This is a genomic window from Mycobacterium sp. P4_H6 (genome assembly GCF_056400845.1).
Genome location: NZ_JBFUKN010000021.1, coordinates 50,205 through 64,244, shown reverse-complemented (window position 1 = coordinate 64,244; position 14,040 = coordinate 50,205). Strand labels below are relative to the sequence as shown.

The window sequence follows — 14,040 nt, the reverse complement described above, 5'->3', positions numbered from 1 at the left end:
GCCTCAATTCCTCGGCAGCCCGAGGATCATCGTGGCGATGATGTTCAGCTGGATCTCGATGGTGCCGCCGCCGATGACCTCGGCGGGCATCATCAGGCTCTGCCCCACCGCAGGCTGTTCGCCACCGCCGACCATGGCCGCGCGGCCGCTGAAGGCCAGTGCGTCCGCGGTCACCCGGCGCACCAGCAGTGCGGTGCCGACCTTGCCGACGCTGCTCGCCGGGCCCGGACCGTGCCCGGCGAGCCTGCCCAGGGTGTCCCGCACCGCGAGTGCGCCGATCGCGTTGGTGGCCGCCCGAACCTCACCGAGCGCCCCGCGCACCGCCCCATCCTGCGGGCCGGCCCGGCGGGCCAGGGTGCGCAGCTCACTTTCCTTGTCCAGCTTCACATAGGCGCCGATGGCCACCCGCTCATTGGCCATGGTGGCCAGCGCATGGGACCAGCCGGCGGTGGGCTCACCCACCAGCATCTCGTCGGGCACGAACACATCGTCGAAGAACACCTCGTTGAAATGCTCGTCGCCGCTGGCCGTGCGCAGCGGCCGGACCCGGATGCCCGGGGACGTCATATCGACCAGAAAGTACCCGATACCCTTGTGCTTCTTGACATCCGGATCGGTGCGGGCCAGCAGCGCGCCCCAGTCGGCACGTTGCGCCGAGGAGGTCCAGACCTTCTGTCCGTTGATCCGCCAGCCACCGTCCACCTTGGTCGCCCTGGTCGACAGCGCGGCCAGGTCCGATCCGGCGCCGGGTTCGGAAAAGAGCTGGCACCAGCCGATCTGACCACGCATGGTGGGCACCGCGAAGCGGTCACGCTGCGCATCGGAGCCGGCGGTGAGCACCGTCGGCAGGATCCACTGCGCGATCCCCAGCGACGGCCGTGTCAGATAGGGCCGCTTGTCGTACTCCTCGTCGATGATGAGCTGCTGCGCCGGTGAGGCATCGAGCCCCCAGGGCGCGGGCAGGTACGGCGCGACCAGACCGGCATCGGCGAGCGCGGTGCGCTGCGGGCCGGTCCAGTACTCCGCGTATTCGGGGTTCTGCCTGCCCGGCTTCTCGTTGCGCAACGCTGCCGCAGCATCGAGGGCGGCGGCCACACCGGCGCGGAAGTCCGGCTCGACCTCGGTGAGCTCGATGGCGAAGTCACGTCCGGGCAGGTCCGGATCGCCAAGGGCGCGTGCCCAATCCGTCACCGGACCGATGGCGGCGGCCAGACTGATGGCACGCTTCCAGTACAGGTGCAGGTCGTGTTCCCAGGTGTAGCCGATCGCGCCGAACATGGTCAGCGCGTCGACCACGAGTTCCGGGAGCCGGCCGATGACGGAGACCGCGGCGCCGGCGGCGGCGATGCGATGCTGCACCGCGGACTGATCCGCGCCGCGAATCGCATCCCAGGCCGAGGCCGCGGCGAGTTCGCTGTTGATGAACAGCGTCGCCGCCTTGTGCTGCAGGGCCTGGAAGGTACCGATCGGGCGGCCGAACTGCTCGCGCACCTTCAGGTAGGCGACCACGTTGTCCACACACCAGCGCGCGATGCCCGCGGCTTCGGCGGCGATGAGGCCCACGGCGATACCCTGCGCGGTCTGCTCGTCCATCCCGGTGAGGGCGTCACCGCCGCGCACACCGTGGCAGTGCAGGGTGCCGACATCGCGGGTCAGGTCGGTGGGCGGCTGCGCCTGCACCGTGACGCCCGGCGCACCGGCGTCCACGACGAACCAGAGTGTCTCGCCCGCTTCGGTTCTGGCGCCGACCACGAGGTGCTCGGCGGAACTCGACCCGAGTTGCGGCCCGGCCGAGCCATCCAGCTGCCATCCCCCGTCCCCGGCGGTGGCCCGGATCTCGCCGTCGCCGGGCAGCAGCAGCGCCGCCGTGGCGCCGGCCGCGATGGCCTGCAGCAGCGCACGGGCAGCGGGCCCGTCGGTATCGGCGGCGGCCACCGCGGCACCGGCGATGACGGTGGGCAACAGCGGTCCCGGCAGCAGTCCGTAACCGGCGGCGTCGATGACACACGCGGCCTCGGCCAGTGTGCCGCCCTGTCCGCCGAACTCCTCGGGCAGGTGCACGGCGTGCAGACCCTGGGCGACCAGGGTCGCCCAGAAGTCGGGCCGGGTTCCCGCCGCGATCGCGTCGAACTGCGATCTGGTGAGTTCCCGTCCGCCGTGGCGCTGCGCAAAGCCGGCCATCGAGTCGGTGAGCTGGATCTGTTCATCGGTCAGGGCGACAACCACGCCAGTCTCCTATCGCGCCGCGGTGTAATGCAGCAGGGTGATGTCGGCCTCGGGGCGATCGGCGAACACCGGGGACACCGCCATGCCGACCCGTAGCTGTGCCGCCTCGACGTCGACGAGTTCGGTGGCCAGCCGCGGGCCCTCGTCCCACTGCACCACGCCGAGCAGATGCGGCACCGCGTCGGCGAACTGCGGTGCGACCGGCCGCTGCGCGACGGCGAAGCTGACGAGTGTTCCCGCGCCCGAGATCTGGCGCCACTGCAGGTCKTCGGCGAGCGTGCCGGGGGCGAGCACGCGGGGGTAGAAGACGTAGGCGTCCAGCGACGGCGAGAACTGGACCCATATCTCGTGGCGGCGCAGGCCATCCCAGAACGGGGCCGACGTCGGGGTGGGCAGCGGCATCGGGCGCGCCAGTGCGTCGTTCACGGCTAGTCCCCCTCCAGCACGAGTGCTTCTTGTTCACTGAGCACGCCGCCGTTGCCGGACACGAAAGCGCGGTCACAGTCGGCGATCTGGGTCGCCTCGGCGCGGCCCATCAGCTGCCGGGTGGCATCGCAGACGTGATGCATGCCCCCGGCGTTGCCGGGCTGCCCGTAGCCGAGTTGTCCGCCCGCGGTGTTCATCGGGAAGTCGCCGCGGAAGGTGAGGTCATGGTCGGTGACGAACTGCATGCCCTTGCCCTTCTCGCAGAACCCGGCATCTTCCAGGGTGAGCAGCGCGGTGATGGTGTAGCAGTCATAGATCGACACCATGTCCATGTCGGCCGGCGTCGCGCCGGCCATGCCGAACGCGGACTCGGCGACCTTGACCATCGGCGTCTGCAGCGGATCGGCGGCGTACACCGGCGACTTGTAGGGCACGCGTTCGCCGAAACCCTTGATCCACACCGGCCGGTTGCGGCTCTTACGCGCCAGATCGGCGTTCGTGACCAGGACCGCCGAACCACCCATACAGGGCATCACGATCTCCAACATGTGCAGCGGCGAGGCGATGATGGGGCTGTCCAGCACGTCGGCAATGCTCAGCGGTTTGTCCTTGAACACCGCGCCCGGGGTGTGGTTGGCGTTGACCCGTTGGTCGACGACGATCTTGGCCATCGCGGCCTCGTCGTAACCGTATGCGGCGGCGTACATCTGGGCGACCTGGGCGTAGGGCCCGTTCTGGCCGAGGTAGCCGTAGGGGATCTCGAACTCGGCCTGCGGCGAGCCGTAACGGTAGCTGGAGGCGCCGTAGTACAGCGCATCGCCGGGGTCGTAGGGGCGCTGTGGCGACATCGGGGTGAGGTAGTTGGCCGGGATGGCGCACAGCACCGCCTGGCAGATCCCCAGTTCGATGGCCGCCGCGGCCCGCCACACCATGGCCGCGCCCGACGCGCCGCCGAGGTCGACCAGCTCGGCGTAGTTGACCGCCAGCCCCAGGTATTCCGCGACGGTGGACGGGACGAACAGTTGGGATTCCATCACCCCGCAGGTCACCAGCCCGTCGACCTGGTCCACCGTCAGCCCGGCGTCGGCGACCGCGGCGGCGGCCAGCCGTGCCCACTGTTCCAGGATGAACTCCGGCGCGCCGGTCGGCTTGCGCGTCGCGGGCAGCTCGTGGAACCCGACGATCGCGGCGTCGCCCCGCAAACCCATGTGATCTCCCTTCGATCATTCAGAAACGACGATATGAGAATGAGATTCTACTTTCAATTCGGGGCCCTGTTTTCGGTAACGACAACGTCACGGCGCCCCGGGTGCGACGATCCGAAGAGCGCATACCCGGGGGTGCCAGATGCCTACTGCACGACGCGTGCTCACAACCCTGCTGACGTTGCTGACCGCGGTTCTCATCACCGTCGCCTCGACCCTGACGATGGCCGTGGCACTGGCTGCGACGGCGCTCATCGTGCCGGGCACCGGGACACCGAACGCCAACATCGTCGGCGACTACCTGGAGAACGCCCGCGATTACTACATCTCGCCGTTCAACCCGGCATGCACCGCGGACGACGACTGCGCGCTGCAGGGCATCGACTATCCCGCGCAGTTCTGGCCGATCCCGCTACCGGGCTGGGGCGGGCTGCAGGGTGCCAAGTGGGATGTGTCCACCGGCGAGGGACTGTCCAAGCTGAACTCCACGCTGGTGGACACCCTGGCCCAGGATCCGCCGAACACACCTGTCGTCATCTTCGGTTACTCGCAGGGCGGCAACATCGTCAGCCGGGAGAAGCGCAACCTGGCCGGGCTGCCCAAGGATCAGACCTACCTGTCCTTCGTGATGATCGGAAACACCAACCGGCCCAACGGCGGACTGTTCGAGCGGCTGGCCTTCCTGGGACATGTGCCCATCCTGGACGCGACGTTCGGCCTGCCCGCGCCGACCGACACCTGCGATCACATCTGCGCCACCGATATCGCGTTCCGCTACGACGGTGTCGCCGACTTCCCGCTCTACCCGCTCAACGCACTGGCGGTGTTCAACGCGATCGCCGGGTTCTGGTACATCCACGGCACCTACCTGTCCCCCAATGCGGACAGTGATGTCGGCGAACTCCCCGACGGGTACACGCCGGAAGAACTGGCCGAGCAACTCGCCAACGAGGACAACTGGGACGAACACGGCGACACCCGCTACATCACCATCTCGACCAAGACCCTGCCGATCGTGCGGCCGTTCCTGGACTTCGCCGGATTCAGCGGGACCGGGTTCATCATCAAGCCACTCGTCACGCTGTTCACCCCCGTGCTGGAGGTGCTGATCGAGGCCGGCTACGACCGCTCGCTGAGCTACGGCGTGCCCGCGCCCTTCCGGCTCATCCCGCGGATCAACCCGTTCGTGCTGGCCCGCGATGTCGTCGACGCGCTCGGCGAGGGCATCCACGATGTGTTCGGCGGCGGCACCACGACCAAGCCCGCGGTGCAGAAGCCGGCGCCGGCGAGCACGGCCGCGGCCGCTGCGCCCGAGTCCGTGCCGGCCGCTGTCACCGAAGCGCCCACGGACACGGTGGAGGCCGACGCAGGAGACGAGAAGGTCGAGCGTGCCCGGCTCACCGACGCCAGGACCGCACCGCACGCCGCGCGGCGAGCCCTGTCCGGCGTGCGATCCGCCGACGCACCGTTGACCTCGGCACACGACGCCGATGAGCAGGACATCGAGGACGTCCCGCAGGACAAGCCGGACAACGACATCGACGCCGACAGCGACGACGTAGACAACGACAAAGACACCGACGCGGCAGCTGAGGACAACGACGCCTCGAGCGATCAGAGCGAACCTGCCGACACCGCGGACAAGGCGGCCTGAGCGGCGCGGGCAGGCGCACCGGCCCCTGGAATCCGGGGGATCCCTCAGGACGGTGTGCCTGCCCGTGCGACTACCAGTTGCTGAACTCGCGCAGGCTGGCCGCGAGCGGAACCGGTACGCGCGCAGTGATTTTCGTGCCCGATTCGGTGTGTTCGGTGGTATCGATCCGGCCCTCGGTGTGCACCCGGGCCACCAGGTCGCCGCGGTCATAGGGCACCGTCACGTCGACGAAGGCGTCGGTCGGTTCGACCAGCTCCACCAGCCGGGCACGCAGCTGATCGAGCCCCTCGCCGGTGTGCGCGGACACGAACACCGCGTCCGGTAGGGCGCGGCGCAGCTGTGCCAGGGCGAGATCGTCGGCCGCGTCGATCTTGTTGACCACCAACAGTTCCGGGGCCGGCGAGCCGTCGTGGTCGGAGTAGACGTCGCGCACCACCTGGCGGACCGCGTTGATCTGCGCCAGCGGGGTGGCATCGGAGCCGTCGACCACATGCACCAGCAGATCGGCGTCGACGACCTCCTCCAGGGTGGAGCGGAACGCCTCCACCAGCTGGGTGGGCAGGTGCCGGACGAAGCCGACGGTGTCGGTCAGCACGAAGGGCCGGCCGTCGTCGAGTTCGCCGCGGCGGGTGGTCGGCTCCAGCGTGGCGAACAGCGCGTTCTCGACCAGCACCCCGGCGCCGGTCAACGCGTTGAGCAGACTGGACTTTCCGGCGTTGGTGTAGCCGACGATCGCGACGGCGGGCAGATCGGCGGCCCGGCGCTTACCGCGCTGGGTGTCGCGGATCTTCTTCATGTCCTTGATCTCGCGGCGCAACTTCGACATCCGCTCGCGGATACGGCGGCGGTCGGTCTCGATCTTGGTCTCACCGGGGCCGCGGGTGCCCACGCCGCCACCGCTGCCGCCGGCGCCGCCGCCCTGCCGGGACATCGACTCAYCCCAGCCGCGCAGCCGGGGCAGCATGTACTCCATCTGCGCGAACGCCACCTGCGCCTTGCCCTCGGCGGACGTGGCGTGCTGGGCGAAGATGTCCAGGATCAGCGCGGTCCGGTCGATGACCTTGACCTTGACCACCTTCTCCAGCGAGTTCAGCTGAGCGGGACTGAGCTCACCGTCGCAGATGACGGTGTCCGCGCCGGTGGCGGTGACGATATCGCGCAGTTCGATGGCCTTGCCGGAGCCGATATAGGTCGACGCATCGGGTTTGTCGCGGCGCTGCACGAGAGCCTCGAGGACCTCCGAGCCCGCCGTCTCGGCCAGCGCGGCGAGTTCGGCCATGCTGGCGTCCACGTCGGCTGCGGTGCCCTCGGTCCACACCCCGACGAGCACCACCCGCTCCAGGCGCAGCTGACGGTATTCGACCTCGGAGATGTCGGTGAGTTCGGTCGACAGCCCGGCCACGCGGCGCAGTGCCGCGCGGTCCTCGAGGGCCAGTTCGCCGGTGCTCGGAACGGGATTGCGCGTGAAGTCAGATTCAGTCATATGTTCTTTCGATGGTGGCACGGTGGCCGGGGTTCACGCACCTGAATATTCGCCGTGCGCAACGAGCATCGACGGGCCACGCAGGTAGCTGGTGGCCTCAGTGATGGTGACGCTCACCTCACCGCCGGGGACGCGGACCACCAGGGTGCCGGTCTCCTCCCCCAGGTGGTTCAGCGCCGCCAGCGCCGCGGCCACGGTTCCTGTTCCGCAGGAACGGGTTTCGCCCACTCCGCGCTCGTGGACCCGCATGTTCACCGAGCCGTCGGTCGGGCTCGTCAGGATCTCCACGTTCACCCCGTCGGGGAATTGCGCGGTGTCGAAGGACACGGGTGCACCGACGTCGAGGACGGCCAGCGCGGCCGCGCTCAGGTCCGTCACGCAGGCCAGGTGCGGGTTGCCGACATCGACGCCCAGCCCGGTGAAGCGCTGCCCGCCGACCACGGCCGACCCGGCGCCCAGCCGGTTGACCTTGCCCATGTCGACGGTGACCTCGGCGTGCGTGGGGCTGAACTGCTCGATCACCACCGGTCGCGCCCCGGCCAGCGAACCGACCACGAATTCGTCACGGGTCTCCAGTCCGGAGGCCCGCAGGTAGTGCGCGAAGACCCGCACCCCGTTCCCGCACATCTGCGCGATGGAACCGTCGGCGTTGCGGTAGTCCATGTACCAGTCCTGGGCCGACACCCCCTCGGGCAATGTCGCGAAGACCCCGGCGGCAGCCGCGGCGCCGGCCGTGGTCACCCGCAGCACGCCGTCGGCGCCCAGTCCGCGGCGCCGGTCGCACAGCGCAGCCACCGCGTCGGGCGTCAGCGCCAGCGCGGCGTCGAGGTCGGGCAGCACGACGAAGTCGTTCTGTGTGCCGTGACCTTTGGCGAACCTCATTTGTCCAGGATACGCAGCGCCGCGTCCATCAGGTCCGGCGCCGAACCGTCGAGCCAGTTCACCCGGTGATCGCGGCGGAACCAGGAGCGCTGCCTGCGCACATAGCGACGGGTGCCCACGAAGGTGGGCTCGGCGGCGGCGGAGCCGTCGCCCAGGGCGTCCAGGTCGGCGAGCACCTGCGCGTAACCGAGGGCCCGCGATGCCGTCACCCCGTCGCGCAGGCCACGCTCGATCAGGCCGGACACCTCGGCGACCAGACCTTCGGCGAACATAGTGTCGGTGCGCTGCTGCAGCCGTTCATCCAGAATGCTTGTGTCCCAATCCAGCCCGATGATCGCCGTACCCCAGCGCGGGGTGCCGATGCGTGGCGCCGACGCCGCGAAGGGTTTGCCGGTCAGTTCGACCACCTCGAGTGCGCGCACGATGCGGCGGCCGTCGGTGTCCAGGATGGCGGCACCGGCCGCCGGGTCGACCCGGGTCAGTTCGGCGTGCAGCGCGCCCACCCCGACCTCGGCGAGGCGGGCCTCCCAGCGGGCCCGCACCGCCGGATCGGTCGCCGGGAACGACCACTGGTCCAGCAGCGACTGGATGTAGAGCATGGATCCGCCGACGATCACCGGCACCGCGCCGCGGGCCATGATCGCCTCGATATCGGCCGCCGCGTTCTCCTGGTACCGCGCGACCGAGGCGTTCTCGGTGACGTCGAGGACATCGAGTTGGTGATGCACGATGCCGCGACGCTGCGCCACGGGCAGTTTGGCGGTGCCGATGTCCATGCCGCGGTAGAACTGCATGGCATCGGCGTTCACGATCTCGCCGCCGAGCCGCTCCGCCAGGGCCAGCCCGAGCGCGGACTTTCCGGTCCCGGTCGGCCCGATGACCGCGACGGGACGGATCTCGCTACTCATGGGAGCCAGGTGCCCGCGAAGTAGCCGACGCCGAATGGTGCCCCGCGGTAGAGCTCACGGGCCTGCACCGGCCGCGCGCCGACCAGGCCGGCCAGCACCTGATAGGCGCCCTGCCCGACCGCGCCGCCGGCACACCTGATCACGGCGTCGACATCGCCGGCGGCCAGCGCGTCATCCAGCGCGGCCTGGGCGGACACCGAATCCGGGTCGAACCCGCCGGGCGCGGACTGGGTCAGCGTGTTCGCGCCGTCGGCGACCACCAGCACGCCGACGGGTTCCGGGAGTTCCTCGAGCTCGGTCCGCAGCGTCCTACCGCGGTACACGGCCGCCTCGCCGGCGTCGGCGTAGACCCGCACCTCGGCGGTGCGGCCGGCGTTCACCTGCCCGCGCACCCAGCCGGCGATCAGCGCGGCCAGCGGCAGCTCGGTCACCGGGTCGTCGGCATCCGGCGACAATGCGACCCGGATGTCGGCGCCGTACCCGGCGAAGGTGCCCACCGCGGACGCCGCGATCAGCTGGTCGTCGCCACCCGCGCCGAGGGCGATCCAGCGCGGCGGCAGTTCGGCGGCCGCCGTCAGCACCGCGGTACGCAGATCTGCCACTTCGGCCGCCGCGGCACCGGCGAGTTCGGGCACCAGGACCGGCGCCGAGGGGATCAGAGCAATGGCCGCCAACACGCCATCACGTTATCGCCTTGGCGGTGTCGGACTGATCGGCCCAGCCGGCCTCCCCGCGGGCCAGGGCGGCGGTGGCGACCATCATCACCGCCACCGCGGCGATCAGGGTGATCCAGCCGGCCTCTCCGGGGCGCAGGGTCTCCCCGAGCACCACCACACCCAGCACCGAGGCGACGATCGGCTCGGTCACCGTCATCGTCGGCAGCGACGCCGTGATCGACCCGGCCCGGAACGCGGCCTGCTGGTAGGCGGTGCCCGCCACCGCCACCAGCACCCAGGCATAGAGCTCCGGGGTGCGCAGCAGCTCCCACACCCCGTCGCCGATGCGGTCGACCACGCCCTTGGTGAGAATCGCGAAAAGTCCCCACAGCGCGCCGGAGACGCACGCCAGCAGGATCGCGCTGATCTTGCGGCCGGACCAGACCCGCGCGCCCAGCACACACAGCACGATCGCCGGTGCCAGCACCGCACCGACGGCCAGCCAGGTGTCCGCGCCGGCCCGCTCATGGCCGGCCGTCGGGTTGCCGACCGTGACGATCACCACCACCGACACCGCCAGCAGCACCGCCCAGGTCCACTCGAACCGACTCACCCGGTGCTGGTTCGCGCGGGCGTTCAGCGGTAGCGCGAACAGCAGCGAGGTGACCAGCAGGGCCTGCACCAGCAGCACCGAACCCAGCCCCAGCGCCGCCGCCTGCAGTCCGAACCCGACCGCCGAGACGAGACTGCCGATCCACCAGGCGCGGTCCTTGAGCAGTCGCAGGAACAGTTGCAGATGGCTGACCTGCTCATCGGTCACCTCGTGCGCGGAACGCTGGTGGATGACATCGCCGATGGCGATGAACAGCGCAGCGCCGAGTGCCAGCAGTGCGGCGATATCCGCCTTGTCCAACGGAGGCCTCCCAACAGGTCAGGGCACTGAGGGTGCCGGTAAACACATGCCGATCGCAACCGCGGCTCGACCCGACCTGCTTGAATAGCGACGGAAGCTATCGGGCGCCGCGTCGCGCGGCAGGTGCGTGGGTCAGACCACGCGGAGTGCGAGGAATGGATATGACAACCAACGACTCAGGTTCCGGCGAGACCACCGGGGAATCGGCAGCTGCGGCCCCCAAGCCCACTCCCAAACCCACGCCCAGGCCAGGACCGCGTCCGACACCGCACCCCCGCCCGGCCGCGGCCGTGGCAGCCGCGCCCGTCGTCTCGGCACCGGCATCGGTGGATCCCCACCGGTTCGGTCGCGTCGAGGACGATGGCACCGTCGTCCTGATCACCGCCGCCGGAGAACGCGTCATCGGCTCCTGGCAGGCCGGTGAGACCGAGGCCGCGTTCGCACATTTCGGCCGCCGCTACGACGATCTGCACACCGAGGTCGTCCTCCTGGAGGCCCGGCTGGCCTCCGGCAGCGGAGATGCCCGCAAGATCAAGTCCGCGGCCTCCGCACTGCTGGAAACCCTGCCGACCGCCGCGGTCCTCGGCGATGTCGACGCCGTCGAGCAGCGGCTCAAGTCCATCCTCGAACACGCCGACGGGGCCGCCGCCGAGGAACGCGCCCGGCGCGATGAGCACCGCGCCGCCCAGACCGCCCGCAAGGAGGCGCTGGCCGCCGAGGCCGAGGAGATCGCCAACGCCACCGGCCAGTGGAAGTCCGCCGGCGACCGGCTGCGCGCGATCCTCGACGAGTGGCGCACCATCACCGGCCTGGACCGCAAGACCGACGACGCGCTGTGGAAGCGGTACTCGGCGGCCCGGGAGACCTTCAACCGGCGCCGGGGTTCGCACTTCGCCGAGCTGGACCGCGAGCGTGTCGGGGCCCGGCAGGCCAAGGAAGCCCTCTGCGAGAAGGCGGAGAAGCTCAGCGATTCCACCGACTGGGCAGGCACCGCGGCGACCTTCCGGGATCTGCTCGCGCAGTGGAAGGCCGCCGGTCGCGCCGCCAAGGATGTCGACGACGCGCTGTGGGCGCGGTTCAAGGCCGCCCAGGACACCTTCTTCGAGGCCCGCAACGCCATCAACGCCGAGCGAGATGCCGAGTTCGGCGCGAACGCGGTCGCCAAGGAGAAGCTGCTGGCCGAGGCCGAACGCATCGACATCTCCGACGCCAAGGCCGCCCAGGCCGCGCTGCGTGCGATCGGCGACAAGTGGGACGCCATCGGCAAGGTGCCGCGGGAGAAGTCGGCGGATCTGGAGCGCCGACTGCGCGCGGTGGAGAAGAAGGTCCGCGACGCGACCACCGCGAGCCAACCCGATGCCGAGGCCCAGGCGCGGGCCGATCAGTTCCGCGAGCGCGCCGAGCAGTTCGAGCGCCAGGCGGAGAAGGCCGAGGCGGCAGGCAAGACCAAGGATGCCGAGGCGGCCCGGGCCAGCGCCGCGCAGTGGCGGGAGTGGGCGGGGACCGCTGCGGAAGCGGTCACCAAGAAGCGTTAGGGCTTGTCGGGATCGTCACCGAGATCGTCGAGCAGCGTCTTGTGCTGACGCTCGGCGACGGCCTGACGGCGCTCCGCCTCGGCGGCCAGCTGCACCGCGGTGCGTGACCACACCACCCGCGCCCAGTGGAAGGCCAGCAGCAGCACGGCCAGCCAACCGATGACGAGCCCGAATCCGGGGCCGGGCAGCCCCGCACCGGCGGTCTGGCGGGACCACACCGCGAGCATGCCCGCCGGGCAGGCCACGGTGGTGCCTGCCAGCGCGATCCAGGCCAGCGTCCAGCGCCGGGTCAGCAGCGCCAGGACGGAGAACCCGACGCTGAAGACCAGCGCCAGCCAGACGAACACCCGCGACGGCAGCGAGAGGCCGTCGGCGATCGCGGTGTCGCTGGCGATCAGCACGTCGATGCCGCGGGAGGATCCGGTGTGCGGGAGCAGCAACGACACCAGCACGACGAACACCAGGATCGCCACCACCAGGGCGCGGGCACCGGGGTCGATCTCGGAGGCCACCCGGCGTTCGGCGGCTTCGATATCGCCCTTGAACGCGTCGAAGTCCTTGGGGTCCTGGCCGCTCACAGCGCGCATCCTCCGGTGACGGGGACGGCGGGCGGAACGCCGATACCCGGCATACCGAGACCCACGCCGGTGACCGGGCGAAGCCCCGCCGCGTGCGCGTCCCCGGCGCGGGTACGGCGGTGCGTGGACACGACTCCGTCGGCGACCAGGAAGTGCGGGGCGGCGCGCGTCACGGTCGTGGTGACGATGTCGCCGGGGCGGATGTCGGCGCCGCCGGAGGCGAAGTGCACCAGCCGGCCGTCGCGGGCGCGCCCGGACATCCGCGCGGTGGCGGCGTCCTTGCGTCCCTCCCCCGCGGCGACCAGCAGTTCGACGTGCACGCCGACCTGAGCCTGGTTCTCCTGCAAAGAAATCTGCTCCTGTAGCTCGATGAGTCGCTGATAGCGTTCGCTGACAACCTCTTTGGGCAGTTGGTCGGCGAGCGTGGCGGCCGGGGTGCCGGGGCGCTTCGAGTACTGGAACGTGTACGCGTTCGCAAAGCGGGACTGCGCCACCACATCCAGGGTGGCCTGGAAATCCTGCTCGGTCTCGCCCGGGAAGCCGACGATGATGTCGGTGGTGATGGCGGCGTGCGGTATCGCGGTGCGCACCCGGTCGATGATGCCCAGGTATCGCTCGGCGCGGTAGGACCGCCGCATCGCCTTGAGCACGCGATCCGAGCCCGACTGCAGCGGCATGTGCAGCGTCGGGCACACATTGGGCGTGGCTGCCATGGCCTCGATGACGTCGTCGGTGAACTCGGCGGGGTGCGGGGAGGTGAACCGGACGCGCTCCAGCCCGTCGATGGTCCCGCAGGCCCGCAGCAGGTCGGCGAAGGCGCCGCGGTTGCGCGGGGTGTCGGAGTCGGCGAAGGACACCCCGTAGGCGTTCACGTTCTGCCCCAGCAGGGTGACCTCGAGCACACCCTGGTCCACCAGGGTCTGCACCTCGGCCAGCACGTCACCGGGGCGACGGTCCACCTCTTTGCCGCGCAGCGCGGGAACGATGCAGAACGTGCAGGTGTTGTTACATCCCACCGATATGGAAACCCAAGCGGCGTAGGCGGATTCGCGGGCAGCAGGCAGCGCCGACGGGAACTCCTGCAGCGACTCGGCGATCTCGACCTGGGCGACCCGCTGGTGACGTGCCCGCTCCAGCAGCACCGGCAGCGAGCCGATGTTGTGGGTGCCGAACACCACGTCGACCCAGGGCGCCTTCTTCAGGACGGCGTCGCGGTCCTTCTGGGCCAGGCAGCCCCCGACGGCGATCTGCATGTCGGGTTCGGCGTTCTTGCGCGGGGCCAGATGGCTGAGATTGCCGTACAGCTTGTTGTCCGCGTTCTCGCGCACGGCGCAGGTGTTGAACACCACGATATCGGCGTCGGTGCCCTCGGCGGCCCGCTCGTAGCCGGCGGCCTCCAGCAGCCCGGACAACCGCTCGGAGTCGTGCACATTCATCTGGCAGCCGTAGGTACGCACCTGATAGGTGCGCACGGGGGCCGGGCGGCCAGCACCCGCCTCCACAGTCGAGGCCAACACGGAAGTCACGACGTTCATGTTACGGGGGTGTCGATACGCCCCATCCTGAGCATTACC

Annotated in this window: 12 protein-coding genes; 2 read left to right on the top strand and 10 right to left on the bottom strand. The window is 70.1% G+C overall.

The annotated features are described in order from the left end of the window. Window positions 1-3: 3 nt before the first annotated feature. From AC1DTF_RS11455 to AC1DTF_RS11445, 3 genes are read right to left on the bottom strand one after another with little or no spacing between them, the layout of a single operon-like run. Window positions 4-2,226 carry an acyl-CoA dehydrogenase gene (locus AC1DTF_RS11455; RefSeq protein ID WP_477474145.1) on the bottom strand — a complete coding sequence of 741 codons (2,223 nt, stop codon included), beginning with the start codon at window positions 2,224-2,226 and terminating at the stop codon, window positions 4-6. 9 nt (window positions 2,227-2,235) lie between these two features. Next, a complete protein-coding gene (locus AC1DTF_RS11450) occupies window positions 2,236-2,628 on the bottom strand; it encodes a Zn-ribbon domain-containing OB-fold protein (RefSeq protein WP_477474154.1) in 393 nt (130 codons plus the stop codon). Window positions 2,629-2,654: 26 nt separating this feature from the next. Next, window positions 2,655-3,860, bottom strand: a complete 1,206-nt coding sequence (locus AC1DTF_RS11445) for a thiolase family protein (protein ID WP_477474144.1) — start codon at window positions 3,858-3,860, stop codon at window positions 2,655-2,657. 157 nt (window positions 3,861-4,017) lie between these two features. Here AC1DTF_RS11445 and AC1DTF_RS11440 point away from each other — a divergent pair, with 157 nt between their 5' ends. Further along, window positions 4,018-5,511: a PE-PPE domain-containing protein gene (locus AC1DTF_RS11440; protein WP_477474143.1), complete on the top strand. Its 1,494-nt coding sequence runs from the start codon at window positions 4,018-4,020 to the stop codon at window positions 5,509-5,511. 70 nt (window positions 5,512-5,581) lie between these two features. On the opposite strand, the gene hflX is transcribed toward AC1DTF_RS11440, so the two are convergent. The 5 genes from hflX to AC1DTF_RS11415 are packed head-to-tail and all read right to left on the bottom strand — an operon-like array spanning window position 5,582 to window position 10,353. Then, complete coding sequence (gene hflX, locus AC1DTF_RS11435) at window positions 5,582-6,994, bottom strand: GTPase HflX (protein WP_477474142.1); 1,413 nt, start codon at window positions 6,992-6,994, stop codon at window positions 5,582-5,584. Window positions 6,995-7,027: 33 nt separating this feature from the next. Then, window positions 7,028-7,876, bottom strand: coding sequence for a diaminopimelate epimerase (gene dapF / locus AC1DTF_RS11430; protein WP_477474141.1), 849 nt, complete (start codon window positions 7,874-7,876; stop codon window positions 7,028-7,030). Further along, entirely contained in the window at window positions 7,873-8,772 is a 900-nt protein-coding gene (gene miaA, locus AC1DTF_RS11425; RefSeq protein ID WP_162264253.1) for a tRNA (adenosine(37)-N6)-dimethylallyltransferase MiaA, read from the bottom strand. The genes dapF and miaA overlap by 4 nt, the downstream gene beginning before the upstream one ends. Before the next feature lie 8 nt (window positions 8,773-8,780). After that, on the bottom strand, window positions 8,781-9,461 hold the full coding sequence (locus AC1DTF_RS11420) for a class III extradiol ring-cleavage dioxygenase family protein (RefSeq protein ID WP_477474140.1): 681 nt from the start codon (window positions 9,459-9,461) through the stop codon (window positions 8,781-8,783). 4 nt (window positions 9,462-9,465) lie between these two features. Beyond that, window positions 9,466-10,353: a DMT family transporter gene (locus AC1DTF_RS11415; protein WP_477474139.1), complete on the bottom strand. Its 888-nt coding sequence runs from the start codon at window positions 10,351-10,353 to the stop codon at window positions 9,466-9,468. Window positions 10,354-10,514: 161 nt separating this feature from the next. On the opposite strand from AC1DTF_RS11415, the gene AC1DTF_RS11410 reads away from it, so the two are divergent. Beyond that, window positions 10,515-11,888 carry a DUF349 domain-containing protein gene (locus AC1DTF_RS11410; protein ID WP_477474138.1) on the top strand — a complete coding sequence of 458 codons (1,374 nt, stop codon included), beginning with the start codon at window positions 10,515-10,517 and terminating at the stop codon, window positions 11,886-11,888. Here AC1DTF_RS11410 and AC1DTF_RS11405 read toward each other — a convergent pair. Together AC1DTF_RS11405 and miaB are read right to left on the bottom strand one after the other, a co-directional pair. After that, complete coding sequence (locus tag AC1DTF_RS11405) at window positions 11,885-12,475, bottom strand: Rv2732c family membrane protein (RefSeq protein WP_477474137.1); 591 nt, start codon at window positions 12,473-12,475, stop codon at window positions 11,885-11,887. The two genes, AC1DTF_RS11410 and AC1DTF_RS11405, sit on opposite strands and share 4 nt — an antisense overlap. Beyond that, window positions 12,463-13,992, bottom strand: a complete 1,530-nt coding sequence (gene miaB, locus AC1DTF_RS11400; protein WP_477474136.1) for a tRNA (N6-isopentenyl adenosine(37)-C2)-methylthiotransferase MiaB — start codon at window positions 13,990-13,992, stop codon at window positions 12,463-12,465. Before miaB ends, AC1DTF_RS11405 begins: the two co-directional genes overlap by 13 nt. Between the last annotated feature and the right edge of the window lie 48 nt (window positions 13,993-14,040).